Raw genomic sequence first — 26493 nt, forward strand, 5'->3', positions numbered from 1 at the left:
TTATATAATCACTTCCAACGTAAACCTGCCATTTAACTGATTAAAGACCAAGAAAAATGGACTGCTGAAACAGTCCATCGTTGTTCAATTCTTGCGCCCGATTGTTGAATAGAAAAAGATTATTGTGGATCTTCTTCCAATTCATTTATCCTAATCATTAATGATTCTTTCATGTTCTGAATATCGGATACGTTGCTTTTTGTCATGAACAAATAGCAAATAGCTGAAGGAATAAGGAAAAGTTGCAAAGCCGATAAAGAAATCACATAACTGGTGGGTTCTTGATACCATAATGAAATTACCCCAAGAAGGATACCGACTCCTAAATTCCCAATCGTTCTACCTAAACTGTTAAAAAGATTGGCTACACTGAATGCTGTGCCTCGATGCTCAGGCAAATTCACATCGGTGATCAATGCAAGCCAATTCGGTGTATTCGCAGATTGGGCAGCAGAAGCAAGTAAAGATAGAAGAAACACTGCTGCCATCCATGGGTTTAATAAGATTTGTTCCAACAATTGAAATAGGATGGCAAAGGCATTGTCGTCTTTCGGAAGCACAAGACGATGGATAGGGACACTGAACATGACTATATAAAGAGGCATCGTAAAAAATACAAAGAATGAAGTTAAAACAGCTCTCCCTTTAAAAGTTTTCTTTTGAAACTTGTCCCCCAAGTGCCCAAAATAAGCAGAAGCCATTCCTCCCAGCTGAAAAATGCCGTAAAGATATCCTGATGCAATGACTGCTGTTGCTGAACTGTATCCTTGCTGTTCTATCTTAAAAGTAAATAGAATAGGAATCCATATAAGGCTTCCAGTAGAAATATTCATGAAGAAAGCTTGAAAAAAAAGGAGCAAATTGCTTTTTTTCAATAAGATTTCCCTAATTTGTTTAGCCTCGATTCGATAATGGTAAGAGCCCCCTTTTTCAAAAACATCTCTCAGTTCAGGGTCCGACTGGCCCCTTGCTGGTTCTTCAACAAATAAATAGAAAAAAATGAGAAAAAAACCAATAAAACCAACTATTTCAAAAGGCCATCTCCAATTATGGTTGGTGGTGGTCAATGAAGCCAAAAGGGAACCAGCAATCCCCCCTAACCCTTGTGCCATCCCCCATAGGCTCAAAATGGTTCCACGTTTTCCATGGGGAATATAATCCGTTAAGACACTAAAACCGATTGAAGCAATGCATCCTAACCCCACCCCTGTTAGCATTTGAAATAAAAGCAATTGCATATAATTTTTGCTGATAGCAGTTAAAAATACAGAAACAACCCAAATGCATGTGCCTATTATCACCAGTTTATTTCGTTTGAACTTTCCAGAAAGATATCCCCAGTAAACAGAAGAAATGGCTGTAACTAGGATATTAAAGGCAGAAACTGTCGCTAGTTTTGGAACCCCTATATGTAAGTCCTCAGATATATATTTAAACAACGGTGGGAATAGGCCAATAATTATGTTATCGAAAGCAGCAAGAACAACAAACACGGTGATGGTAAATATCATTTTGGCTTTAGTGCTCATAAGTGTCATAAGAATCCTCACATTCTATTTTCATCGCGACTAAATTTTACCATATCACCATCATTTTGATATAATTATTCTTCAGCTAACCTCCATTTAACGGATTATCGACCATGAAAAAAAATGGACTGCTGCGCAGTCCATAAATTCTTCAATTCTTGCGCCCTATAATGGAATAACTAAGTAGTTTCTATTGGCTGGCTTTGTTGAAAAGCGAACTCGATTCCCATTCTTCCCGTAAAAGACCCATTCTTATAGAATCGTAATATTCTCCGTTATAATAACGACATTTTCTCAATCTTGCTTCCATTGTCATTCCAAGCTTTTCACCAAGTTTAATCATACGTTCATTCCCTGACCAAGTAGTAAAGCCAACACGAACCAATGGTAAGGTATTAAAGAGATGATTTATCCATAGAAGAAGAGCATTCGTACCATAACCCCCACTCCAAAAGTTCGGATTATAAATTGCTATTCCCATTTCGAGCCAATTTGATGGCTTATGCTCCCAATAATAACTTACTGTTCCAATAACCTGCTCGTTGACTTCAATAACCCATCGATTGTATTGATTAAGAACATTTTCTTTTGAATTTATGAATTCTTGATATGGTATCTGTTTATGTTCAAAGTAAGGGGCATCCCACTTTTTCCATTCAGGGGATTCTTCCTTATACATTAATTCCCATAGATGTGGTAAATCTATTTCGATAATTGGTCGAATAACTAATTCATTTTCCTGATAATACACAAAAGATTTCCTCCAAATTTGATAATTCCTAACTACTATGATTATTATACATAATATTTAAACAATTAAGGCACCATCATATTCTTGGATAGCGCCCGATTGCTGAAGATCGTTATTGAAGTAAAGCTACCCGTTTGTTTAAGTGTATTTCTTCACAATGTGCCTCGCAAAACATTACTCTTCGGGACTAACAGTTTCCAGGAGTTTTTCCATCACCCTTGATAAAGCGAAAATGGAATTGGTTGTCTCAAATTCTCCGATGTCCAAGTGATGATTTGCATTTTGAATAACCTCTATCAGTAAATTTGATTTACTCAATTCCTCAATTTGATCGATATTGTAATGAGGGTCATTATCCCCGATAATTAACAACCCTTGGTGTTCACTATTCAAAATTGCATCAAAAATCAAGTCATACTTTAACAGAGGAGTGAGTAAAATCATTGTGGTATTTAAAAATTCATCTCTTTTCATAAGGTCATTAGCAATCGGAATTGTTCCAAGCGATTTTCCTAAAAAAATCTTTTCGCTGTATTGACCGTTATTAAGGACTTCCGAAATTATAGGATTAATATCATCCACCATTGTTTTGGATACTTCTTCAAGAGATTTTTTTAAGAAATGTTCTTCATAGGAATAATGGATATGAACAATATCAATTTTGTTATGAAGCATCGTCATAGTTGCATAATAAAATAGGGGCTTATCGTAATTGTAACCTGAACCTGAAAACATAAAGCAAATCGTTTGGGAACCTGTTTCTATATGTGTGTAACTAATCGCTTTGTCGTTTGTTTGTAGCTCCTTTTTATTTACGTTCATCAATTTCCCCTCCGAAACTTTTAATATTCTAAAAATAATTAGCAATTTTTTTATAAAATAACTCATTCTCTTTACGGCAGGGATTAATCGGAAATAGATAATATGATTTAAATCAAAGACTTTATTGGTAATATCGAGCCGTTGAACAGGTGTAGCGATTGATTCAGTTCTAACCAATCGCATCTTTGGAGTTTAATTAACTAAAACCCACGTTACTTTAAGCACATTATTTCACAATCTATGAGCATTTTAGCTTAATTTAGTTAATACATTGTTTAGATTATCCCATTCGTATATAAGAAGATTCAATTGAGCACCACCTATTACTATCTTTTCTGTTTTAACTAGTTGAGCACCATAATACTCGTAGAAATAACGGGTTTTATTTGCTTCTAATACTTCAACGAAAACTTTATTGAAGCCTAATACTTGAAATTGAAGGAAAAGTTGTTTTAAAAGTTGCTTTCCAACTCCTTTCCCTTGATATTCTTCAAGAAGATAAATGGATGTTAAATCACCAGAATTATTGACATTATTACTTTCACTTTTTCCACAATCTGCAAATCCTACGATTTCTCCCTCATTATTTACTGCAACAAAGATATAATTACCCTCTTTTGAGATATTACTATTCCACAAGTCGGTTCGTTGATCATAAGATAATTTTTTTAAAAACTCATCAGGAATAATGTTTTTATAAGTAGTATTCCAACTATCAACGTGTACTTTTGCAATCCCCTTTGCATCAGTTAATACAGCTTTTCTTATGTACATTTAACTCACCTCTTATGAAAAGTTAAATTCTGTGTATTCGATTTTTTAAAATTATCTCACCTTATATCACTCGGCATCACAGCAGTTTCTTTATTTATAACTTCCCAAGAAATTATTGTGGTGCTATCACGAACATTTTTCTTTTTTACTTCATCTAACAATGCGATTAAACCATCTTTAATTGTAAATCCTTCAATCATTTGGAATATTTCTTCTGCAGAATTCAAATTGGCTTTAGGACATTCAATTAAACCATCCGTTGTTAGCAATATTTTGGTTTTACCTTTTCTCATTTCCTTTATTCCTGCACTAAAACAAGGTACAGAATGATTAAATGCACTTTTTTGACCTATCCATTCATAAAAGCTTCTATGGTTCTGTTGATATTCACCTAAAGTGGAGAGCTCAGGATGATATAAATATAGAGCACAATCACCAATAGATAACCAAAAAATATATTTCTCTTTTCTAATCACAATAAGACAAGCAGTTTCGCCCTTTATTTTTTGACAATCTTCTTTAAATTTTTTACTGGTGAATACAGATAAGATGAAGTTATTTATCTCATAAAATGCCTTCCTTGTTTCTAATTTCAATAAATTTATTATTTTTTCGTTATTAGTTCTTATAGTAGAAAGAACCAACTCAGCACTTTGAGCAGTGTTGTGAGCATCAAGAAGAATAACAAATTCCCAATCGTCTTCAGGATTTGCCCAAATCAAACAACCATCTTCATTCTTGTATTGGCCCGATGAAGAATTGCCACCAAAACGCCCAAGTACCATATTGTTTTCGAATTCCATAACATTAAGCTCATCAACGAAATGTTTTTGGCTACCTACCCAGAAATACTCAATCATACATTACCACTCTCGTATTCTGTAGTCTCTAAGTAGTTCCTTATTCGTTCACAAAGTTCAACAACCTTATCATGACCCCCAATGGGTGCTTCTCCCCATTCATATACTTCCATTGGGCCCCAAAACTCTTCTGGAGTATTAGGGTATCGGGCGACCAAATGAAGATGTAAATGCTGGACTGAATTACCTGAAACAAGAGCATAGATATGCTCTGCTTTTTCAGTTTCCTTCAAGGCTCTACTTACCCTTGACATAATAACACCAAAGGCTTTAGCTTCTTCTATAGTCATTTCGGCAAGAGTTGGGATATGCCTTTTCAAATCAATCATAATATGCCCCAAGTAATTTTGTTCTCCATTTTTGTCAATATGCCCAACATAAACGTACCGATCTTCATATATTATCGTTCCTGCTGTTTTAATTACTCCCCTATGCTTATCACAAATAAAGCAATCCTCATTCATAAAATACTCCCCCCGAATATTATTTATAGTTTTTCTAAAAAAAAAATCCTACCGTCTCAAAAGAGACGATAAGATTTATTTACCGTGGTACCACTCTTCTCGGCTCTTTAGAAAAAAACTGTAAGAACCATCTCGAAACTCGATTACGGAAGTGAACCGTATAGATTTACATATCAATCTATCCACTCATAGGCGAGTTGGGGAGCTTCATTGACTGTTTTTCACCTAACAACAGCTCTCTGAACAATAAAATCTCCTTATTACTCCTATTCATAGTGTTTGTTGTATGGATAAAAAAGGAATTTTGTTAAAATTATAAATTGTGCACCAATAATCGTCAAGGAAATTCTTATTAAACAATAGCGCCCGATTGTTGAAAATCGTTATTGAAGTAAAGACTCCGTTATTTCAACAACGATTATGTAAAATAACTTAATAATCCATCAAAAGAATTGATCTCAGCATATGGTTTAATTTCGGTATGATTCTTGATTCTACGAGGATTGAACCATATACCCTTTATATTCGCATTTTGACAACCACCAATATCCTTTTCTATGTCATCTCCTACGAATAATGCATCTTCGGGTTGTACATTAAGCTTATTTAATGCTAATTCAAATATGCGTTTGTCAGGTTTACTAAATCCCACTTCTTCAGAAATAATTACTATATCAAAACAACTATTTAAATTAGTATTTCTTATTTTTGCTTTTTGTCTCTTCGTTGAGCCATTTGTTATAATTGCAACTTTAACTTTCATCTTTATTGTATTTACTAAATTTATGGTATTTTGGTTTATTGTAAAACAATGGGGGAAATTATTATTCCAGAAATCTTGAATGTCATTGTGTGGCAATCTATATTTTGGTGGGAATTCATCAAAAAATGATTCAAAAACTTTTGTTTTATCATTGTCGCCATAGCTTTCTTTATCGTATTCTTTGAACTTCTTCAACATTTCATTTTTTGCTGAATGTTTATCGTCCTCATAACACTTTTCTAAAATCATTAAAAACATTTGTTCTACTGCCTTATCCCTATTAAGTAAGGTTTCATCTAAATCAAAAATAGCAGCCTTAATCATTGTATTTATCTCCTCCTGTATTGTTTCTAGCATTTCTCCTTGTTTAACTAACCATTTTGCTGAAGAAACAAACACCCGGCTAGACAGCCCGGATGTTCAAGAAATGCGCAGTTTGTGGAAAACATACGATATTGAAAATATAGACCAGTACTCATTTAAATATTTTTATCTATTTGTTCTAAAGTATTTCTAACTAAATTTCTTGAATCATCTCTACTCTATTACCAAATGGATCTCTAAACTCAAAACGTTCAAAATTTGGAATTGGTACACCCTGAAGTATTTTAATATTGTTTTCTTCTATGACTTTTCTCCAATATTTAATATTATCTACTTGATAAGCAATATGTGCTTTTGTTTTTAATCGGTCAAAGTCATCCTCTGTTCCAACGTGGATCTGTCTATCTCCAACCTCTAACCAGAATCCTCCTCGCCCCTTAAGCGAATCAGGCTTTTTAACTTCAGATAGACCTAAAATTTTACAATAAAATTCTTTTCCTTGTTCCTCAGTTCCTTTTGGAATCGTAATTTGTGCGTGATGTAATCCGAGAATCATTAAATCTCCTCCCCATTAATTTGCTTTCAGAAATATAGTTACCATTACACATCAACTGGAATTATCTTCCGAATTGCTATTATTTTATATAACAAAATACAATAAGTAAATTATAATATTTTTATGCAAATTCATAAGTATCACTTATGTTTCATGCTATTTTGATTTGTTTCTCTATTCTTAGTTCAACAAAAAAGCAGTCTCACAATGACTGCTCTGATACTTAATTATCGCGCCCATTACTTGAAGAAGAAGCATTAAAATACGAAATCCGCAATAACCAATATTATAAAGATTAATATGCATCTTTCATTATTTGAAATAGGTTTTCAGCGAGTTTTTCCTTTAAATCTAAATGTTTTTCAACGGTGTATTGATACTTACTATCAGTCCAATGGTTAGGCGAATATAGCCAAACGGGTTTGAGTTTTCTTTCTTCTGATTCCCATTCATATCTAGGAAATATATGGGCGTGTAAAAACGCATCTGTGTTTCCATAAATAGAATAATTTATCTTTCTTGGATTACAGACTTCTTGTATTACATCTCCAATTAAACTCATATCTAATAGATATTCACTTCTTTGTTTAAAATCCAAGTCGTTTAAAGTACCAACTTGAACATACGGTAAAAGTACACAATATCCTGGAAGAAATTGAGTATCTCCAATAACAGCAAAGCCACTTTTCATTTTTCCGATAACCATTGGATTTTCTCCACGATTTGCAGCTGCAATTCTGTCTTTTTTCCAATCTTCATTTAAGCTTGTTTTCATTCTTTTCTCTCCTTGAAATTTCTAGTACCATTAATTCTATAAATGTTTTTAAATCTCCTGCTTCTTCAAGTAAACTGCAATTTAGGTTATGTGAAAGTTTTCACAAACTATTCAGTATGCCAATTTTCTTAAAACGTTTTATTCCGCAATCTGGCCCTAAACCTAAATAAAAAGCACAATTCTTGCTACAGAATTGCGCCCTTTAGTTGCATAACTTTTTTTACTACATTGAGGTAATGAACAGCATTAGACGCATAAGAATTGCTAACAAAATACTTATAAAGATAGCCAACATAGATACTATTACATTGTTTTTAATTTGCCATATTCCGAAAGCGAAACCACACATAACTGTACCCCACCAAACAATATCAACCAATACCTTATTAAAACTTGCTAAAATATCAGTGAAGAATAATACAAATAGTCCTACTTGAAGAAAAAGTATACTAAACCCCAACAAAGATGGTTTAGTTTGAGTATTCCTTTGTTTATGGTGTAAAGTAACACCGATTACTATGAAAATAAAAACAAGAAATAGAACAAACAAAATAATTAAACTGGTAAAAGACATAAGTTTTTCTCCTCTTTACAACTTTTATTTTTCTTACAAAATCCTCCCTCGAAAACTGCCATTTAACTGATTAAAGACCAAGAAAAATGGACTGCTGAAAACAGTCCATTGCTGTTCAATTCTTGCGCCCAATTGCTGAATATCCTTATTTAATTTAAGATCCTGATAGCTCAATAAATTTCCAGCTTCACTTTATTTGAAGATTATTGAATTGAAATTTGATAAAGTTCTACTTCCCTAATTAAACCTCCATATTTGGAATATTGCTTTAACCACACTTCCATTCTTTTACCACCTAAGGTAGTAACGAAATATTCTGTTTTCCCATCGCTTGCTTGACAATCTGTTGTTTTTTGAGGTTTTAAATTTTTAGGTAAATTCATTAGAAAGTTATAAGTATCATCACCAATAGCTATTTTTTTTATCTGGTTAGCATCTTTTTGTTTAATAAGTTGACTGATTTGATTATCTAAACGCTGACTATCCATAAATGCCGATTTGTTAAATAGATAATAAGAACCAATTCCCACTACTACGACAAATGCCACAATTAGTATAAGTATTCCTCTGAAACATTTCATTTGTCAGCCTAGCCTAATCCCTCCTTAGTCATTACTTCGCATCCATTCGTCAATAATTCTGCCACTTTACTTTTCTAGATTTAAGTTATGGCATAGAAGTCACTGCCCAATGGATCAAAATTGTTACTAATACCAGGAATACCATAAAGGAAGTTGAATACAATATCAGCGTCCTTATAATCTCTCGCTCTTTTATTTGTTTATAAGCAACAAACCCTAACACAATTGAAGTAATCCATATAATTTCACCCCATAATGAAAATAAATATGGTGAATTTGCAAACCAAAATATAGTAATAAGTAAATAAACGGTCAGCAACATCAAAACTAATAAAATCATCTTTATCACCTTTATAATATATCTAATTTCTATATAGCTTCGTCCCTTAGTAAAGTGAGAAATTGTTCGAAATGAGCTGTCACATCAACAATTTTTTCCAAGGTAGCTTATAAATTAGTAGGTGAACCATTCAATCTAAGACATTCCCCACAATCTTTTTACATCCACCAATTCCTGCTCATTGAATTCCATTCTGAATATATCGGGTTTTGATGTTTGTAGTAAGAAATTCAAATCGTACTTACTGTCATAATACCCCATCATCAATGCCATAACAGCTCCGTGAGTTCCTACTACAACTTTCCTTCCTTGATATGTATTTAACAATTCTTTTAAAGTTTTTATTGCACGTTTCTGGCAATCTGCATTAGATTCTCCCCCCTCTAATGCAAAATTTGGTTCAGAAAATGATTTTTTTAATAATGGGAATAATTCTTTATCAGATATTCGCTCGTCCCCAGCCGAAAAAATTCTTTCCTTTAAGTCTTCAATTACTAGAACTTCCTGTCCAATGTGTTTAGCTAACTGCTCTACAGTTAAAATTGATCGAGTGTATGGACTTGAGATAACAGTGTTAATCCCTTCATCCTTTAAAACATCAGTTATTCTTTGAGCGTCTAATTTTCCCTTTTCCGTTAAACCTCTTGTTCTTTCATTTCCACTTTTTGGTGAATCCCCGTGCCTTACCATGTATATATAAGTTTTCATAACTACCTCCTGAATATCCAAAAATCTTTTATTCCGAATGCAGAGAGTATTATTCGAAAAGAATACCCCATAATTTCATCATCTTTTACATAGGAATATTACATACGTAGATATTCTATGTATAGAGTAAATCAAATTCATTTAAAAGTAAATTTTTTTCTAGATTTTTCCTCATCCAATATTATTTAACTCTATTAAATCAAAGAATCTTATCACACAAAAAAGGAGTTACTACTGCAACTCCTTTCTTGTGTTAGCACACTATAGCTTAATGAGGGTCATTGATGTGGTAAACTTTTAACTGATTCCAAGGAATTTTCCAATTCACATCCCAAATTTTTGATCAAATAAATCCATCACATATTCACAAATCAGGTAAATTTATCAATTTTGCACATTCCAATATTTCCATTATCAATTTATCTTCTCTAATAAGAGTGATGATTTCTTTTTTCAGTAATCACCATAAAATTTTTCCGAATAATGGTTATTTAATTAGTTATTTCTATAGCTTTACGTGATAATCCTTCCTCAGCAATCTGGCCCGATTGTGGAAGAATGTAATAATTCTCTCTCTGTACCATCTCCCCTACCTGTGACCGTGTCCACTTTGCACCCTTTCTTGTAGGGATTCCTTGTTACATAGGCTTGGATTAGTCTAAAAATGGCATAAAAATACACCCAGAGGTGGATGATTGAATAAATATCTACGATAAAAATCTTGAAAATGGAAAAAAGCATCCAACATTGGAATGCCTTTTATCCTGACATAATTCTTTTAGTGTTCGATCAAATTGGTTGGGCGACAAATGCCACTCCGACACCATTAGCTAAGTCCGTGATAACTGTTTCAAGTCCAAGTGAAGGATCAGTAACTATCACATTGTTTAGGATTGAGTTACCGTTGTTGAGAACTAAAATTCGGAACCAAGCCTTGCCTACTTTATGCGTGAGTTCAGGACCCGGTGGAATTTCGGCATCCAACCAATTCATTCCTCCATCAATTGACACTTGTTTAATGACTTGAATCGAAGGAACCGGACCTTGGGGCACGTCGTTAATTGGGCTTTGTGTAAAGGTATAACTGGCGTAGTCAGGCGAGAAATTGGTGTGATAGAAAGAATCATCTTCGCTTGAAACCATATCGCCAGCGGTTGTCATCCCTGTTGCAGAAGCAATGTCACGAAAAATAATTTGAAATGGTCGAGTAGTTGTCCTTGTGTTAGAAGTGGTACTGGTTGTCGTCGATGTTGAAGTGGTTGTAGTCGTCGTTGAAGTGGAAGAACTGGATGACGAACTCATCAGTTCAATGATGTCTTCGAGCTTGAACTGGAGCAGCATTTCTTTCTTGATGACGGTCTTCAATACTTTATTCACGCTTTGATTTGCTGCAAAAAGGTCCGCAATTGATGTGGCATTTTTAATAGCAAATTGAATTTTTTCGCCTTCGGCGTTTAATATATGTGCTAATCCCAGCTCCTCAAATGCGACGGATGCAAGAAGTAAGTTTAACACGTCTTCACTTGTGATGCTGATACTCGGTGTTACATTCGGGATATTCGGAAAACTCAAGGGGATTCACCTCTTATCAACTGATTCTTGTTATTGTATGTGCGGAGAATGAGTGGGCATAGGCGACTGCCTAGAAAATCATGTCTAGGGATAAGCCTATTCTATTTCTATCTTCATTTTTGAACAAAGCCATTAGCTGTCGTTACTTACAAAAACGAAAGCAATGTAAAACATTGTGCATTGCAACAGAGCGGGCAATTTGGACTTGGAACTACAAACGGGCGCACAAAAAGACGAACTTTCCAATTTAATCATTAGAAAACGTTCGCCTCACTTTTTACTACCTATTATAGTCCAGACATATGGTCACACTTTTCCAAATAGTCACACCCAAATCCACACATTTTTTCAATACAAAACGGTAAGAAAAGGTATGATTTAAGCTTAGTTAAAAATCCTTAAAAACGTTGATATAAAAACAACTTAATAATCTGTAAAATTACCCTAGCATTAATGCTCTCATAAATGGGTAGTACCAGCGATGCTATAACCATCCGCAATAAGGAAATGTCAAGATTACATTAAGTAATTAATTTTAATACTTCAAACACGTATACTCCATCCTGATTAGATAGGGGTAAAATAAAGTATTTAATTCTTTTATATAGGATACTTTAGCAATACAGTCAATTAAAAATCTAAGATTTATTATAATGATAGGTAAGCTTTTGAAGTTATCGCCAGCTTTCCCCCCACTTCACACCGTACAGGCGAGTTTCCCAGCATACGGCGTTCCAACTAATCCAATTCCATTCCATCATCTACACTTTTGAAATTGTAACATCCTCAGTGTCTCAATTCTTTCGTTTTAATAAGTCGGTGCCTCTCGTAGGAGGTAAACCTCTATTAATCTTACAAGAACCTTATTAATTGTTTAAGAAATGTCTTGCATGGTTGAATGAATCTTTTATCATTCTAGTGGCTATCCCTCCACGTTCATTACACGCTTCAACGGTACTGTGCCACCACTTTCACTGATATGAAGAAAAGTTATACAATCGCTAGTCTCACGATTATTTTCCTTTTCAACGTTTCATCGAGAGTAAGCCCTCCACGTTATCAGCTTACAACGTTGAGTTACATCTGTTATGGAACAAACTTAGGTGCTTCCTATGAGCCTGTTAGCATTGCATGTGCCTGTAACACAAGATGGATTTTTATATTATTGATTCTTACTCATCCACAGCTAACCCTATAGTAGTAAATACATTTATGTATAACGCGCGTCTAGACCCGTACATTCAGAAGTTTGTCAGCAATAATAATTTCTTATTATATTTCATTGCATTCTCACCATATCTGTTCAACCCAAGCACCATGATTTACACCACCCCATCGGGTAGGCTTTCGTCAGCCGGACTGTTACGGTAAATTCTCACGCCTATTAGCCGAGCTTATAACACGCTAATCATTACTAAACAGCGTGCTATTCGACGCAGGGGGAGCCTTTCAGAGCGTTACCTCTTCATTCGACTCCTCGATATACCCTTCAGTTTTAGAACCTAAAACTGCCTGACCTTTACCGAAATTGTGTGACCACATTTCAATTGAGTCAGGAACATTTCGCACCAAGAAAAGCGCCCGATTGTAGAATATCATTCTGTATTGCCGTGATACTGCACAATATTACAAAAGAATCTATACCTGAATTATTTAAATTATTTCTTGATCTTTATTACAAGTACTTTACTTCCAGGAGGTTGTTTTTTAGGAATAAACTGATGATATTTTATATTTAGACTTATTAAAGCACCCTCAATGTAAAGTTCTTGATCGACGTCTGTTAAGGAGATCTTTAATTCACCTGTTTTTCAGAATCGACAATTCTTCTTCATACAGTATCATGTAATCACCTCAGTATATCTGTACCACGGTGAATCAGGAAATATCACATAGCATCTTAAAAATTACTTACTTTCATTTAAAAGAAACTGATCGATACGTTCTTTTTGCAGTAAGTGGTGTCGGAAATGCATTTGAATAAGCTGGAACCATTCCACTGCATTTAAGTAACCGAATCTAGGATGTTCGACTTTCCGATTTTCAGGAATGTTGATCAGCTTCGGCTCTACTTCTCTCATTTTCTCCATTAGCTGCAACATCCCTTCTTTCACCTCGTTCTTATCGATCGGGTTTTTCGGTGTATAGCCAGCTTGTGGCGGAACTTTGATACGAATCGGCGGGAACGTCCCGGCCATGTAAACATGCTGTCCGGCTTCTGTCTTCTCACCGCCTTCATGAGCCTCACCATTCAAGCCTTTTTCAATTGCACCCAGCTGCATATAGAGGGCTGTTCGAATTAAATGATTGTACATTTGCCCTAATGACCATTCATCCTCAGAAGGCTTCCTCGTAAACTCATTTGGCGAATATTTACTTAACTCTTCAATATAGTATGTAGCCACCTGTTCGAACTGCTTCAATATCTCTTTTGTATTCAATAGATCTCCCACTTTCTTTATAATTTTCTTTCTTCTTAACGTTATTTAACTTCGATTTACTTACAAATAATCCCTTCTTTTTTATTCAAAAAAATGGCCCCATTGTGGAAATAGAATGACTGGAGTTTTTAACCTTATTATCATAAAACAGTTAATATCAACCCAGTTATCTTGAAGGATCTCCATTGTTTAATATGGGGCTCCTTCAGCATTTTGCAACAAGCGTACTTTGTATTCCTTAGCTGGGGCCCTATTTTTCAAGCATTAATTTATTGAAAATTTTAAAACTTCACTCAAATAGAAATAATTGGTATAATACTGAAAAAAAGAGGTGCATTATCTTGAACCAACTTATAGATATAGTTCAAATTCCTTCTAGGAAACCGAAACCAGACCCATCATCTATTGGATTTGGAAACCATTTTACCGATTATATGTTTACCATGGATTTTGAGGAAACCAAAGGCTGGTATAATCCTAGAATCGTCCCTTATGAATCGATAATTCTAGATCCTTCATCATCCGTATTTCATTACGGTCAAGCAGTACTTGAAGGGTTAAAAGCTTTTATAACTATTGATAATCAAATATGTTTATTTAGACCAGATAAACATATCCAACGCTTAAATATTTCAAGTGAAAGGATATGTATTCCTCAAGTTAATGAAAAATTAGTTCTCGAAGCTTTACAACAATTAATTCGATTAGAAAAAGAATGGATACCCAACCTAGAAGGTACATCTTTATATATTCGTCCCTTTATTATTGCAACTGAAGCCCAATTAGGAGTAAAACCTTCTAGTCAATACAAATTTGTAATAATTTTATCACCTGTAGGCCCCTATTATTCTGAGCAATTAAAACCAGTTAAAATTTATGTCGAGAATGATTATGCTCGTGCTGTAGAGGGAGGAGTAGGATCTGCAAAGACATCGGGTAATTATGCTGCTAGTTTAAAGGCACAAGAAAAGGCTAAACAAATGGATTACGATCAAGTATTATGGTTGGATTCAAAAGAAAAAAAATATGTTGAGGAAGTAGGAAGTATGAACATATTTTTTAAGATTAATGGAGAAGTATTAACTCCTAAACTAAATGGAAGTTTCTTAGGAGGTATTACGAGAGATTCAGTTATTGAACTTTTAAAATACTGGGATATATCTGTGAGAGAAGAGAGAATTCCTATTGAAGATATTTATAAGTATTATCTTAAAGGTGAGTTAGAAGAGATATTTGGCACTGGTACTGCTGCCGTCATTTCTCCAATTGGGGAACTTAACTGGAATAACAAAAGAATGGTTATAAATAATAACAAATTAGGTTATTTATCTCAAAAACTATTTGAAGCGATAACAGATATTCAATTAGGAAAAGGCTATGACAAATTCAACTGGACCTTAAAAATTTAGAATATTGGTAATTTTTTAGATTAAACAGCCGCTATATTTGCGAAAGTTGCCTTATTTTAAAAGGTCCCCCACCACATGCCCATAAAGCTAAGATAAATCATTACCGAAAAACGGAAATTTTATATCTCCACAGTTATTTATGAATTTTAGCTGTTTTTGTTGTTTTGGAAAATAACTAATTTCATAACCTGATACATGGGCACATTAAATAGCTTGAATCCTGCATTAGGGGATAAGGTCGTAGTTTCCATGGGTCTTATTCAATTATAGGGCACGATTATGAAAGAACCAAAAAGATCAATTTCTCAACGATGAAAATTGAAAAATTGTGCCTTTTTGGGAAGTACATAACGTTGTAGATTTGCGTTTTGCTGGTGTGGCACCGATGTATAATCGTTCATGATCCGTTTCTTTTGAATCTAAGTTATGGCACTGTTCGTTTTAAAGAAATAATTTAATTTTCTATTCAAAAAAATAGGTGTTCAGTTAGACACAGGCAATAGTAATAAACACATTTTATGATACCGGTGAACGTTTGTCATTTAAAAAGCCAAATTATCAAAGGGGGAAAACATCATGGAAATAACGGATGTTCCATTTTGTACAATTGACTGGAGTGAAATAAGCGCTACTCAACATCCTGGAATTGAAGGGTTTGCGTATTGGCGGACATTTGAAATGGGGAACATAAGAGTGCGAATGGTAGAATATACTCCTGGTTATATTGCAGACCATTGGTGTAACAAAGGCCACGTTTTGTTAGTACTAGAAGGTGAACTGTATACCGAGCTTTCAGATGGAAGAGAATTCAAACTTACGCCAGGAGTCAGTTATCAGGTGGCAAATGATGCAGATCCTCATAGATCTTATACGAACACTGGGGCAAAACTATTTATCGTAGATTAATCCATAGTAATGTACTAGATTATTATTTTTAAATTATTAATTAACAACGAGCCTATTTTCGAAGAATCTCAAAATTAAATTAATAACATGATTATTGAGATTTTAGTTGCTGATAAAGGGAGTGGATTTATAACTTCCGACAATGCAGTTTGTCGTTTTAAAAACAATGATTATGCCATAAGGTGTATTTTTCCAATCGCCCCTGAAATAGCTCTTTAAATATAATTAAAAAGCTAAAAGGGATACTAATTCGTATATGAATTGGTATCCCTTATTTTAGTGGTATAACAACGTTCTGCTCATTTTAACAATATAATTCACACCAGAGTTCGCAAACTAATTCACAACAGTTTGCAGTCAGCAGACACCTGCGAATTGACTTGTATAAACGTTTGCGAATTTTTATGCTGAGAGCATTTAAAGGACCGACAAATAACTAACGGTCTCTTTTTATCCATATATTGTTATCTAACGCACCTGTTAATGAAATAAGAAGTAATCCTGTTATATTAATTTTTTTATTCATACCTAGCCTATATAGGTCTATCTATTGGAAAGCCTACTATTTCTCGATATGCTTTTCTTTCTTCTGTGAAATCAAACCATTGTTTATTACTCTTAGGATTGTTTGCATAGTGAACAACACAACGAAATTGGTCTTCAACACAACTATCGGTCAACACACCTAACTTTTTTTCTAATTGATTAAAAAGTTCAGCACCATTTTTATCTTTGATTTCAGATAATGAAAAAATATTCAAATCAAAAACCAGATTCTCTGCTAATTTATAACCAATTGAAGGTATGGATTGAAATTCAGCTAATCCCTTTAATAATCTAGCTTTTTCTACGGGAGTGTTAAGAATATGAGCTATTTTATCTACTTCAAAGTGATATAATTCACTAATTTTTATTTTCGCTCTTCTAAGTTTTAATTTTTCATCACCAGTTAAAGGTAATTTAGTGTTTGAACTCAATTATATCTCCCCTTACTCTCCTTAAACCCTTCTGAACCTTAGTTAAAGTATAAACCTTCACAACTTCTTAATTCTAGATTAACATATTCACCCATAAAAACTCGAAATATTCAAACATACGTTTATATAAACGTAAAAAACGCCCAGCGAACCCGTAACATGGTAGGATACCTTTTTATTCCAATAACTCTTTTTGCTTAAAGATTTGTATGGACGAGATGAGAACGACGATGATAATAGCAATAGTTGTAATAAAAGCTAGCAAGAAACTAGAATCTAGTTCTCCTGACAACAAGATCTGTCCTGTGTGCTTAGTCATCGTAGCCGGACTCCATTTCATATACTTTCCTAGAATGGATGTAACCGTTGAAATGGCAAAGACCACAAAAATTGTAACAAAAGCGGCACTGCCATTTCCTTTCATTATCGTACTAAAAAAGAGCGTCAATGTAACAACAAAAACTAACCATATGCTGTAGATCCCTACACTTTGAAGAATGTGCTCAAAAGCTACTGTTTCAATGAGTAAACTCGTATAATACCAAAAGGTTCGTTGCGATTGTGATGAGCCATGAGGAAAACTTGGATTCACCATTATACAGTTGGATTTTTTCAATACACTTCATCATCGTCTCTTGTGTTAAATCTTCTGCCATTTGTGGATGAAGGGTAACTTTCATTAAATACTTTACGAGATACGAATAATTCTGTTGTAGCAGTTTCGAAAGTGCCAATGTATCTCCTTTTTTCGCCTTTCGAATTAAATCCTTTTCATCCATTAGATCTACTCCATACAATAATAATCTATATGTAATACGACTAACTGGGAAAAATCGTTCATTTTCAAAATAAAGAAACACAACAAAAACGTTTAGCCACCTATTAGTATTTATTAAGTTTACTAGAAAGTTTTATATTTGACCAAAATCGGCATTCACCAGATTGAAAAGGTGGGTGCTTGATCTGCTATGTATAAATGTTTGTATTACTAAACATATCCCCCTTCCATTAGTTAAAACGCAAGCAGATATTCATCTCTTTGGTCAATGAATTCTAGAAACTCTTCGTTTGATATATGACCATCTCCAATATAGAAAGGATTTAAGCAAGAGTACAACATTGGAATACTAAAAATACACTATTGGTTCTGGTTTTCTCTAAAAAAGTGGCTATTTCTTTTATTAAAGTGCTCTTTTAAGGTCCTTCCTTCATTCCTATACATAAAAGTTTAATAATGTACATAATGCTAGATTTATAACTGCATTAACATGTAAAACATCCCCCCTATACTATCATTAAATATTTATTTATTCTGACTCTAAAAAAATGGCAATTCCATGTTAAACTACTATTGAAATTCGATTATGAAACACGAAAAATTACACCAGCTAAACACACGGAGCAGGAATCACTGATGAAGCCAAGTACCAAGTAAAAGCCATACAAACTGATTTTAAGGAGGGAAATTTAGATTGAGTCGCATTCTGGAGGTTTTAAAGGTTTCTACACGTTTAGGAATTACATCATTTGGAGGTCCGATTGCACACTTAGGGTATTTTCATGAGGAATATGTGAAGAAGCGTCAATGGCTGGATGAAAAAAATTATGCTGATTTAGTTGCACTTTGTCAGTTCCTCCCTGGACCTGCCAGCAGTCAAGTCGGCATTGCTATTGGTATTCAACGAGCTGGATTGATTGGCGGACTTATGGCATGGCTTGGATTTACACTTCCCTCTGCCATTGCACTCATGATCTTTGCTTGGGTGTTTCAAGGGCAAAATATCCATCAGGCGGGTTGGTTACATGGATTGATGATTGTAGCCGTGGCTGTTGTTGCTCAAGCAGTCTGGGGGATGGCCAAAAAGCTTGCTGCCGGGAAAATGCGAGGTACAATAGCTATAGTTTCTACTGTTGCCTCCCTATTGGTTCCTAATTCAATGGTTCAAGTTCTGATCATTATTGTATCCGGACTCATTGGATGGAAATTCATACAAAATAATGCAGTACAGGACATTCAACCGATGTCAATACCAATCAGCAAAATAAAGGGAATTACCTTTCTCAGCCTATTCTTTGTCTTTCTGATTGTACTCCCCCTCTTAAGGATCGGTATTCATAATCAGGGCCTTGCAATGTTTGATAGCTTTTATCGTGCAGGAGCTTTAGTTTTTGGAGGCGGTCACGTAGTTTTGCCCTTGTTACAGCGAGATATGGTACCAACAGGGTGGATGACAAATGCTCAATTCCTAGCTGGTTATGGTGCAGCACAAGCCGTTCCAGGCCCATTGTTCACCTTTTCTTCTTACCTTGGTTATATATCAAAGCCTTACCCTAACGGGATAATTGGCGGTATACTTGCACTGATTGCTATTTTCTTACCTGCCTATTTTCTCGTTGCAGGTACACTGCCGTTTTGGAATATCCTTCGATCTCGTTCAGAATTCCAATCGGCACTTTCTGGGATTAACGCGGCTGTTGTCGGGATATTGATTGCTGCTTTATACAATCCTGTTTGGACGAGTGCTATTAAAACGCCTTATGATTTTTGCCTCGCCATTATTGCTTTTGCTTTACTCATGATTTGGAAGCTTCCCTCTTGGATTGTTGTCATTATTTCGGCTCTCGGTGGAATCGTTATTTCCGTTCTTACTTAGGAAGATCTAACATTGATGGTTAATTTGTTAGCTAGAATAAAAGTAAGCCACCCTTTCATCGATTATAAAATCAAACCATGAGTATAATTTCAAACGGGTTCATTTTGTAAAACATTTAGTCTATGGTGAAATCATAACACAAAACAAAATTAAAATTTCCAGCAAAAATGAAACGCAAGTGATATTACTTGCGTTTCATTTTTGCATCAAATAAGGCTTTTAAACTTTGGCCATAACTTTTATAAAAAAAGTTTAAACCGTAATGATGATGCCATATTTTCATTCTCTTAATTAAGGAACGGTCTTATGGTAAGAATGGATTAATTTTATTTCTTTTTCAGATTTACCCGATTCAGGGCAAGATGAGAGCAAATTTGCATTAATAGCATAAATAAATGTATCTGCTGCTTTCATTTCCTTTTTATCATTTATAATTACTTTTTCGTATGGTAAATAGACTCTTACAATATGAGTGTGGATACGATCGCTTGAGTTAGGCTTAATATCTTTTATCCAGATTCGGATTTTTTCTGGCTTAGGGCCAAAAAATCCAACTGATTTTGCCTCGTATTTTTTCTCATAATAATCAGATACATCATGGATCATCCATGTGCGTAAAGCCTCATAAATAAACATTTTTGGCGCATACTCTTTTACTTCTTCTTCTTTTCCTAACTCTATAAATCCAGAAGCAGAAGCATTTCCAACAATAAAGAAAAATATCATTACGATCATTAAGAATATTTTCTTCATATCCTTTCCCCCTGCTTTTTATAAAGTTAGGGTTGCCTGAATGATATTTTTTATTGCATTAGTAATTTTCTCTATTTATACACGAAGAATGAGCAATAGCAATGCTGATAAAATTGCGAGCATGCTGCTTACACCAAAAGCTGTAAAAGCACCGAATGATTGCCACAAAATACCTGCCATTATACTTGCAGGTAATGCAGCTATACCAGTTAAAGCATTAAACGTTCCCATCGCCATGCCTCGTTTTCCTTCTGGTACCATATCCGCAACATAGGACTTTTGAATACCCTCAGTGGTCGCATAATACAATCCATAAATAAAGAATAAGATCCAAATTCCAAAGACAGTATGGACCAGACCAAAGCCAAGATAGATGAGTGCAAAAATTACATATCCTGTAATAATAACCGGTCTACGGCCGATGCGGTCAGAAATCATTCCAAATGGAGTAGAAAAGATACTAGTAATAATGTTATATGCAAAATAAGTTAATGGTATATATTCGGCTGTCATCCCAACGTCTTTCGCCCGTAAAATAAGAAATGCATCAGAAAAGTTTCCAATGGTAAAAAGTGTAGTTATAAGTGTGAACCAGACAAAACGTGAACTAAGGCCTTTAAAGCTAATCCTTGGTAATAATTTTACACTGTTGTGCGTTTTAATTGACTCTGTTTTGTCTTTTAACGAAAAGACCAGGAGAAACGTCGCCAATAAACCAGGGACTGCCGATAACCAAAAGACAGCATCATAACCCCCCTTCCATAGAGTAAGAATTAAGTAGGTCACGAACGGTCCTAGAGCAGCACCCAGTGTATCCATTGACCTTCTAAATCCAAATGCTTTTCCACGTTCTTCTTTTGTAGTGGTATCTGCAAGGATCGCATCTCGAGGGGATGTACGAATCCCTTTTCCAAAACGATCTGCAAACCGTATAAAAAGTACTTCCCCCCAAGATGAGGATAATGCGAAAAAAGGTTTTATCAGATTAGATAATCCATAGCCTCCAACCATTAACCATTTTCTTTTGCCAAATCGGTCAGAAATCCAACCTGAGAAAAATTTTAAAACGCTTGCGGTACTCTCAGCAATCCCTTCAATAATACCCACAGTCCCGACTTGAACATGCAATATAGAGGTCAAATATACTGGAAGGATCGGAACAATCATCTGACTAGAAAGGTCGGTCAAAAGACTTACCATGCCAAGAACAAAAATGACTGAATTTAACCCCAAAAAATGTTTTTTTGATTCTTTCTCAGATTCCATCGTTCACCTCTATTCATTTACTGACAAAAAAACTTCTTGCGTTTGTCCCTGTTTGTTAATAATTTTGTTTCTCCATTATGCAAGTTTATTAACTTTTACCAATACCTATCATCCGTTATTAGATGCATTAATGGTTTTTGTTAGCAAAAATGCATTGATTATTTATGCGTTAGGTCTGCTTCTTATGTGGTTTTTAGGAAAAGAAAAATTAAAAAACACGGTTGTGTTTGCTGCTATAACAGGTGCAATAGGATTGTTCATAAATTTAATCTTAGGTCATATCTATTATGAGCCCCGCCCATTTGTTACACATCATGTTCAATTACTAATTCAACATGCAAGAGATTCTTCATTTCCTAGTGATCATACAACAGGGGCATTTTCACTTGCACTTGCGGTATTAATACGTCATCGTAAAATTGGTGTCGGAATGCTAATATTAGCAGTTTTAACAGGATTTTCCCGTATTTATGTCGGTCATCATTATCCGTTTGATGTGCTTGAAAGTATAATCGTGGCCCTTTTGACTAGTACCTTTGTTTATAAATTTAGTTCTGTTTTTGAACCTATCGGCCGGATTATTATTACTATATACAACCGAATTCCACTCGTTCCAAAAACTGAATAAGACCTTTCAGAATAAATATCTAAAAAAACATCGGTTTAAAAATACCGATGTTTTTTATTTAAGTATCATTAATATTCAGAGAAACACTAAGATAAGGCCTTGCAATCTTTTTGCAAAATTAAGCTGCTGAGAGCCTAAGAAACCTCAAAAAGAAAGAATAATCCAGTGAGTCCCTTGGAAATGATAAACATTTTCCGGCTGCCGATCCAATCTTCCCCTAATAGCGGGATCCGCAAAAAAGCCACGTTGATTGAAATGGATATGCAGTCCTTTTGTAATTTTTTCCAAAAAAAAAAAAAACAGACAACAGGAATAAAACAGGGGAAACTTATTTCGTAGCTTCCCCCCTTCATTATTACCAATATCACTTATGAAGCGTCTATTCTTTCTCCGCTAATATCTTCTTAATGCTTACTAATTGCACACAAAGGCATAACACTTCAATTGCTTTTTCCAATTCCGCCATCGAAGGGAATGTAGGAGCTATTCTTATATTTCGATCTCTTGGATCCTTCCCATAAGGATAGGTAGCTCCTGCCTGGGTCAATTTGACACCCACTTCTGCTGCCATATTGACAATATCTCGGGCACATCCGTTTAATGTATTAAGACTGATGAAATAGCCGCCGTTTGGTTTATTCCATGATGCAATATTTTTACTGCCTAATTCCGACTCAAGTTTATTTAATACAATTTCAAATTTTGGTTTGATAATCTCTGCATGTTTTTCCATATGTTTTTTTAAATGATTCATATCTTTCAGGAAACGAACATGGCGAAGTTGGTTAATCTTATCAGGTCCAATTGTTTGAATGGAAAGCTGCCGCCTTATAAAATCAAGGTTTTCTTCACTAGCTGCCATCATAGCAACGCCAGACCCAGGGAACGTAATCTTGGACGTAGAGCTAAACATAAACACACGATGAGGATTACCTGCTGACTTACAAGCAGTAAAGATATCTTTCAACTGATCTTCATGTTCTGTTAAATGGTGGACCGTATATGCATTATCCCAAAAAATTCTAAAATCAGTTGCTTTTGTTTTCATTTGGGCAAGCCGTTCTACTGTCTGATCCGAATATGTTATGCCATCAGGGTTGCTGTATTTAGGAACACACCATATTCCTTTAATACTATCGTCTTCACTTACAAGTTTCTCAATCATATCCATATCCGGCCCGCTGCTCAACATATCTATTGTGATCATCTCGATATTAAAGAGCTCACATATAGCAAAATGTCTGTCATAGCCCGGACTTGGGCATAGAAATTTCACGACAGGAAGTTTGCCCCACGGAGATTCACTCCGATATACCCCATGTAACATCGCTCTGGCTATCGTATCATACATCATATTAAGGCTGGAATTTCCACCTATGATTATTTCTTTCGTACTTACTTCAAGGACTTGTGAAAATAATTCCTTTGCTTCTGGTATCCCGTCAAGCCCCCCGTAGTTCCGATAATCCGTTCCATCCATTCCTCTATAATCCTCATTGGACTTCAAACTATCTAGCAACCCATTGGATAGGTCAAGTTGCTCCTGACATGGTTTGCCTCTAGACATATCCAAATTCAGATTTTGACTTTTATATCCGTTATATTTTTCTTGTAATCTCTGATCATGTTCCTTTAATTCAGATATACTTAATTCCATAAAATTTTCGATACTTCCCATTTCCGCACATCCTCGTTACCAAATTATGAATATTCCACATTTATTTTACACGTCTTTCTCTAAATTACAATCAGCCTTATTTCATTTAATAGCCCTGATTGTGTTTTTGAGAAAAAAATGAAACATAGACGCCCAATATCTAGTTTGTTTTGAAAATTTCTCCACTTATTTATTTAAAAGAGAATATCCACTTTCAAAATTCGGTTTGACACGGGATAACATTTTGTTAATGGCACTAAACAGAGCTTTAACAGAAGAGGTCATAATATCAGCATCAATTCCACAGCCCCAATAAACATCCCCATCTAAAGCAGTAAAACCTACATATGATACGGCATTTGCTTGCGAACCTATTTCTAAAGCATGCTCCTTATAAACTAAATGATTATAATTTATTCCTAGTGTGCTTTGGAGAACATTGCTGATCGCGTCCAGTCTTCCATTTCCTGTACCGATTAATTCATGAATTTCGTTATCGATCTTAATCGACACATTCGTTTCATAATTTTCATTTTGGGTAAATCGGTAATTGATAAATTCAATAGGGTCATGAATATTCACATATTCGTTAATGAAAATTTCATGGATTTCATTTGGCATCAGCTCTTTGTGCAAACGGTCTGATACATTTTTAACCGTGTATCCAAAACTTTCACGCATTTCCTTAGGCAAATCAAACCCATAGTTCTGCATAAGGATATATCCAATTCCTCCTTTACCAGATTGGCTATTAATACGGATAATGTCTCCTTCATACTGCCTGCCAATATCCTTTGGATCAATCAATAGATAAGGTACTGACCAATACTGACGACTTCTATCCTCACGGCATTTCATTCCTTTAGCAATGGCATCCTGATGGGAACCAGAAAACGCAGTAAAGACGAGTTCACCGCCATATGGATGACGTTCATGGACTTTCATTCTTGTTAATTCTTCATACTTCGAAAGAAGGTCAGGGATATTTTCAAAATTAAGCTTTGGATCTACTCCGTGCGAATACATATTCAATGCCAACGTTACGATGTCTACGTTTCCTGTTCTTTCGCCATTTCCGAATAGCGTTCCCTCCACTCTCTGTGCACCGGCAAGCATACCCAATTCCGCATCTGCCACTCCTGTTCCTCTGTCATTGTGAGGATGGACTGATAGGATCACATTGTCCCGGTAGTTTAAATGATCACTCATATACTCAATTTGGCTAGCGTAAACATGAGGCATTGACATCGACACTGTAGCTGGAAGATTGATAATTACCTTATTTTCTGGAGTAGGCTGCCATACATTAAGTACGTGGTTGCATATTTCCAACGCGAACTCCATCTCTGTTCCCGTAAAGCTTTCCGGTGAATACTGAAACTGGAAGTTCCCCTCGGTTTCTGCAGCGTATTTCTTAAGCAGTTTGGCTCCGGTTACGGCGATGTCGATAATTTCTTGCTCCGTTTTTTGGAAAACCTGCTCCCTCTGTGCGACAGATGTAGAGTTGTATAGGTGCACGACCGCATTGTTGACTCCTCGAAGTGATTCAAACGTTTTTCTAATAATATGTTCTCTTGACTGTGTTAACACTTGAACCGTCACATCATCAGGAATCAAATTTTGTTCAATCAATGTCCGCAGAAAAGCATATTCTGTCTCCGATGCAGCTGGAAAACCAACTTCTATTTCCTTGAAACCTACTTCCAGGAGCAATTGAAAATATTCCCGCTTTTCCTCCAAGTTCATAGGCACGACCAAAGCCTGGTTTCCATCACGAAGATCGACACTGCACCATGCGGGAGCATCCTCTATGTACTCTTTTTCTGTCCATTTCAAGCTTTTTACTGGAGGCATAAAATAACCTCTCGAATACTTTTCAATATTTCTCATTTTAATAACCACCTTATATCTTTTGTTATTAGAAATAAAAAAAGCCTATCATCTCATAAGAGACGACAGGCTTTGCCTACGTGGTACCACTCTTTTTGATTCGTTTATGAAATAAAACGAACCCACTTAACGACTTGATTACGGTTGTCATCCGTTAAGACCTACATATCAGCCTTACAACTCCTGGGCGAGTTGGGGAAATTATTGACTGCCTTTCACCACCCGGCAGCTCTCTAAACAATAAATATTCCTTAATACTCCCATTCAAAGCATTTGGATTTATTCGAATTTTTTAATTTTTCCTATTCTATAACGAATTTTAATAATAATCAAGTCATAATTTTCATTTTTTTAAAAATTATGTTGAAGAAAAAATAGATTTTTAAATCCAATGAGAAATTTTCTTTACCTTATTTTGCACGATTAACAAATAACCTACATTGGCTAATAAAAAGATAGAATATCACCATTTATGACTGATTTACTACTTTGTCCAAAATCTCCCCATTCAACCATAAC

At 35.0% G+C, this 26493-nt stretch carries 27 protein-coding genes and 2 other annotated features; of the genes, 5 read left to right on the forward strand and 22 right to left on the reverse strand.

Features of this window, described 5'->3' with window-relative positions; translation table 11 throughout:
* Positions 1-119: 119 nt before the first annotated feature.
* From HPT25_RS21460 to HPT25_RS21525, 15 genes are all read right to left on the reverse strand, one after another.
* A complete protein-coding gene (locus tag HPT25_RS21460) occupies positions 120-1538 on the reverse strand; it encodes an MFS transporter (RefSeq protein ID WP_217269783.1) in 1419 nt (472 codons plus the stop codon).
* 181 nt (positions 1539-1719) lie between these two features.
* Positions 1720-2280 (reverse strand): GNAT family N-acetyltransferase, encoded by a 561-nt coding sequence (locus HPT25_RS21465; RefSeq protein ID WP_173069028.1) that lies wholly within the window; start codon positions 2278-2280, stop codon positions 1720-1722.
* A 174-nt stretch (positions 2281-2454) separates the two neighbouring features.
* Complete coding sequence (locus HPT25_RS21470; protein WP_173069032.1) at positions 2455-3102, reverse strand: alpha/beta hydrolase; 648 nt, start codon at positions 3100-3102, stop codon at positions 2455-2457.
* A 249-nt stretch (positions 3103-3351) separates the two neighbouring features.
* On the reverse strand, positions 3352-3876 hold the full coding sequence (locus HPT25_RS21475; RefSeq protein ID WP_173069034.1) for a GNAT family N-acetyltransferase: 525 nt from the start codon (positions 3874-3876) through the stop codon (positions 3352-3354).
* Positions 3877-3932: 56 nt separating this feature from the next.
* Positions 3933-4736: a PP2C family serine/threonine-protein phosphatase gene (locus HPT25_RS21480; protein WP_173069038.1), complete on the reverse strand. Its 804-nt coding sequence runs from the start codon at positions 4734-4736 to the stop codon at positions 3933-3935.
* Positions 4733-5200, reverse strand: a complete 468-nt coding sequence (locus tag HPT25_RS21485) for an HIT family protein (RefSeq protein WP_173069041.1) — start codon at positions 5198-5200, stop codon at positions 4733-4735. The genes HPT25_RS21480 and HPT25_RS21485 overlap by 4 nt, the downstream gene beginning before the upstream one ends.
* A 58-nt stretch (positions 5201-5258) precedes the next feature.
* Positions 5259-5483: a binding site (T-box leader), on the reverse strand.
* A 135-nt stretch (positions 5484-5618) separates the two neighbouring features.
* Positions 5619-6287 carry an HAD family hydrolase gene (locus tag HPT25_RS21490; protein ID WP_173069044.1) on the reverse strand — a complete coding sequence of 223 codons (669 nt, stop codon included), beginning with the start codon at positions 6285-6287 and terminating at the stop codon, positions 5619-5621.
* Between the two features lie 193 nt (positions 6288-6480).
* Positions 6481-6843 (reverse strand): VOC family protein, encoded by a 363-nt coding sequence (locus tag HPT25_RS21495; protein WP_173069047.1) that lies wholly within the window; start codon positions 6841-6843, stop codon positions 6481-6483.
* Between the two features lie 295 nt (positions 6844-7138).
* Positions 7139-7618 carry an HIT family protein gene (locus HPT25_RS21500; RefSeq protein ID WP_173069050.1) on the reverse strand — a complete coding sequence of 160 codons (480 nt, stop codon included), beginning with the start codon at positions 7616-7618 and terminating at the stop codon, positions 7139-7141.
* A gap of 223 nt (positions 7619-7841) precedes the next feature.
* Positions 7842-8192, reverse strand: coding sequence for a hypothetical protein (locus HPT25_RS21505; protein ID WP_173069053.1), 351 nt, complete (start codon positions 8190-8192; stop codon positions 7842-7844).
* 203 nt (positions 8193-8395) lie between these two features.
* Positions 8396-8740 (reverse strand): hypothetical protein, encoded by a 345-nt coding sequence (locus tag HPT25_RS21510; RefSeq protein WP_173069056.1) that lies wholly within the window; start codon positions 8738-8740, stop codon positions 8396-8398.
* Between the two features lie 508 nt (positions 8741-9248).
* Entirely contained in the window at positions 9249-9821 is a 573-nt protein-coding gene (locus tag HPT25_RS21515) for a histidine phosphatase family protein (RefSeq protein WP_173069060.1), read from the reverse strand.
* A gap of 789 nt (positions 9822-10610) precedes the next feature.
* The gene (locus HPT25_RS28460) at positions 10611-11393 is read right to left on the reverse strand and encodes an alpha-helical endospore appendage domain-containing protein (protein ID WP_217269784.1); all 783 of its coding nucleotides are present in this window, start codon (positions 11391-11393) and stop codon (positions 10611-10613) included.
* A 1449-nt stretch (positions 11394-12842) separates the two neighbouring features.
* Positions 12843-12992, reverse strand: a complete 150-nt coding sequence (locus tag HPT25_RS28465; protein WP_217269785.1) for a hypothetical protein — start codon at positions 12990-12992, stop codon at positions 12843-12845.
* 308 nt (positions 12993-13300) lie between these two features.
* The gene (locus HPT25_RS21525; RefSeq protein ID WP_173069063.1) at positions 13301-13834 is read right to left on the reverse strand and encodes a DinB family protein; all 534 of its coding nucleotides are present in this window, start codon (positions 13832-13834) and stop codon (positions 13301-13303) included.
* A 341-nt stretch (positions 13835-14175) separates the two neighbouring features.
* On the opposite strand from HPT25_RS21525, the gene HPT25_RS21530 reads away from it, so the two are divergent.
* The 3 genes from HPT25_RS21530 (at position 14176) to HPT25_RS28470 (ending at position 16368) form a co-directional block, all read left to right on the forward strand.
* Positions 14176-15243 (forward strand): branched-chain amino acid aminotransferase, encoded by a 1068-nt coding sequence (locus HPT25_RS21530; RefSeq protein ID WP_173069067.1) that lies wholly within the window; start codon positions 14176-14178, stop codon positions 15241-15243.
* A 576-nt stretch (positions 15244-15819) separates the two neighbouring features.
* Positions 15820-16149, forward strand: coding sequence for a DHCW motif cupin fold protein (locus HPT25_RS21535; protein WP_173069070.1), 330 nt, complete (start codon positions 15820-15822; stop codon positions 16147-16149).
* Between the two features lie 87 nt (positions 16150-16236).
* Positions 16237-16368, forward strand: coding sequence for a DUF4238 domain-containing protein (locus HPT25_RS28470; protein WP_217269786.1), 132 nt, complete (start codon positions 16237-16239; stop codon positions 16366-16368).
* Positions 16369-16682: 314 nt separating this feature from the next.
* Here the strand turns inward: HPT25_RS28470 and HPT25_RS21540 are convergent, their stop codons facing one another.
* From HPT25_RS21540 to HPT25_RS21550, 3 genes are all read right to left on the reverse strand, one after another.
* Entirely contained in the window at positions 16683-17126 is a 444-nt protein-coding gene (locus HPT25_RS21540) for a helix-hairpin-helix domain-containing protein (protein ID WP_173069073.1), read from the reverse strand.
* 175 nt (positions 17127-17301) lie between these two features.
* Positions 17302-17721 carry a DUF2705 family protein gene (locus HPT25_RS29485; protein WP_512698529.1) on the reverse strand — a complete coding sequence of 140 codons (420 nt, stop codon included), beginning with the start codon at positions 17719-17721 and terminating at the stop codon, positions 17302-17304.
* Positions 17645-17986, reverse strand: a complete 342-nt coding sequence (locus HPT25_RS21550) for a sigma-70 family RNA polymerase sigma factor (RefSeq protein WP_312857315.1) — start codon at positions 17984-17986, stop codon at positions 17645-17647. Before HPT25_RS21550 ends, HPT25_RS29485 begins: the two co-directional genes overlap by 77 nt.
* Before the next feature lie 612 nt (positions 17987-18598).
* Between HPT25_RS21550 and HPT25_RS21555 the strand changes: the two genes are divergently transcribed.
* Complete coding sequence (locus HPT25_RS21555) at positions 18599-19780, forward strand: chromate transporter (RefSeq protein ID WP_173069080.1); 1182 nt, start codon at positions 18599-18601, stop codon at positions 19778-19780.
* Positions 19781-20071: 291 nt separating this feature from the next.
* On the opposite strand, the gene HPT25_RS21560 is transcribed toward HPT25_RS21555, so the two are convergent.
* Both HPT25_RS21560 and HPT25_RS21565 read right to left on the reverse strand, forming a co-directional pair.
* Complete coding sequence (locus HPT25_RS21560; protein WP_173069083.1) at positions 20072-20533, reverse strand: hypothetical protein; 462 nt, start codon at positions 20531-20533, stop codon at positions 20072-20074.
* 75 nt (positions 20534-20608) lie between these two features.
* Complete coding sequence (locus tag HPT25_RS21565; protein ID WP_217269788.1) at positions 20609-21799, reverse strand: MFS transporter; 1191 nt, start codon at positions 21797-21799, stop codon at positions 20609-20611.
* Positions 21800-21851: 52 nt separating this feature from the next.
* Between HPT25_RS21565 and HPT25_RS21570 the strand changes: the two genes are divergently transcribed.
* Entirely contained in the window at positions 21852-22427 is a 576-nt protein-coding gene (locus tag HPT25_RS21570) for an undecaprenyl-diphosphatase (protein WP_246277256.1), read from the forward strand.
* Positions 22428-22806: 379 nt separating this feature from the next.
* Here HPT25_RS21570 and HPT25_RS21575 read toward each other — a convergent pair whose 3' ends face one another.
* Both HPT25_RS21575 and HPT25_RS21580 read right to left on the reverse strand, forming a co-directional pair.
* Positions 22807-24105, reverse strand: coding sequence for an aspartate aminotransferase type Ic (locus HPT25_RS21575; protein WP_173069086.1), 1299 nt, complete (start codon positions 24103-24105; stop codon positions 22807-22809).
* Positions 24106-24270: 165 nt separating this feature from the next.
* Positions 24271-25974, reverse strand: coding sequence for a 2-isopropylmalate synthase (locus HPT25_RS21580; RefSeq protein WP_173069089.1), 1704 nt, complete (start codon positions 25972-25974; stop codon positions 24271-24273).
* Between the two features lie 55 nt (positions 25975-26029).
* Positions 26030-26251, reverse strand: a binding site (T-box leader).
* Between the last annotated feature and the right edge of the window lie 242 nt (positions 26252-26493).

It is taken from the genome of Neobacillus endophyticus (assembly GCF_013248975.1).
In the GTDB taxonomy this organism is placed as follows: Bacteria; Bacillota; Bacilli; order Bacillales; family Cytobacillaceae; genus Neobacillus; species Neobacillus endophyticus.

Excerpts from the sequence above, each read along its gene's own strand:
- HPT25_RS21480 (WP_173069038.1), bottom strand. The coding sequence starts at position 4,736 with ATGATTGAGTATTTCTGGGTAGGTAGCCAAAAACATTTCGTTGATGAG.
- HPT25_RS21460 (WP_217269783.1), bottom strand. The coding sequence starts at position 1,538 with ATGACACTTATGAGCACTAAAGCCAAAATGATATTTACCATCACCGTG.
- HPT25_RS21500 (WP_173069050.1), bottom strand. The coding sequence starts at position 7,618 with ATGAAAACAAGCTTAAATGAAGATTGGAAAAAAGACAGAATTGCAGCT.
- HPT25_RS21515 (WP_173069060.1), bottom strand. The coding sequence starts at position 9,821 with ATGAAAACTTATATATACATGGTAAGGCACGGGGATTCACCAAAAAGT.
- HPT25_RS21560 (WP_173069083.1), bottom strand. The coding sequence starts at position 20,533 with ATGAAGAAAATATTCTTAATGATCGTAATGATATTTTTCTTTATTGTT.
- HPT25_RS21535 (WP_173069070.1), top strand. The coding sequence starts at position 15,820 with ATGGAAATAACGGATGTTCCATTTTGTACAATTGACTGGAGTGAAATA.
- HPT25_RS29485 (WP_512698529.1), bottom strand. The coding sequence starts at position 17,721 with ATGGTGAATCCAAGTTTTCCTCATGGCTCATCACAATCGCAACGAACC.
- HPT25_RS21575 (WP_173069086.1), bottom strand. The coding sequence starts at position 24,105 with ATGGGAAGTATCGAAAATTTTATGGAATTAAGTATATCTGAATTAAAG.
- HPT25_RS21565 (WP_217269788.1), bottom strand. The coding sequence starts at position 21,799 with ATGGAATCTGAGAAAGAATCAAAAAAACATTTTTTGGGGTTAAATTCA.
- HPT25_RS21580 (WP_173069089.1), bottom strand. The coding sequence starts at position 25,974 with ATGAGAAATATTGAAAAGTATTCGAGAGGTTATTTTATGCCTCCAGTA.
- HPT25_RS21475 (WP_173069034.1), bottom strand. The coding sequence starts at position 3,876 with ATGTACATAAGAAAAGCTGTATTAACTGATGCAAAGGGGATTGCAAAA.
- HPT25_RS21495 (WP_173069047.1), bottom strand. The coding sequence starts at position 6,843 with ATGATTCTCGGATTACATCACGCACAAATTACGATTCCAAAAGGAACT.
- HPT25_RS28470 (WP_217269786.1), top strand. The coding sequence starts at position 16,237 with ATGATTATTGAGATTTTAGTTGCTGATAAAGGGAGTGGATTTATAACT.
- HPT25_RS21485 (WP_173069041.1), bottom strand. The coding sequence starts at position 5,200 with ATGAATGAGGATTGCTTTATTTGTGATAAGCATAGGGGAGTAATTAAA.
- HPT25_RS21505 (WP_173069053.1), bottom strand. The coding sequence starts at position 8,192 with ATGTCTTTTACCAGTTTAATTATTTTGTTTGTTCTATTTCTTGTTTTT.
- HPT25_RS28465 (WP_217269785.1), bottom strand. The coding sequence starts at position 12,992 with ATGATATTCTACAATCGGGCGCTTTTCTTGGTGCGAAATGTTCCTGAC.
- HPT25_RS21490 (WP_173069044.1), bottom strand. The coding sequence starts at position 6,287 with ATGATTAAGGCTGCTATTTTTGATTTAGATGAAACCTTACTTAATAGG.
- HPT25_RS21470 (WP_173069032.1), bottom strand. The coding sequence starts at position 3,102 with ATGAACGTAAATAAAAAGGAGCTACAAACAAACGACAAAGCGATTAGT.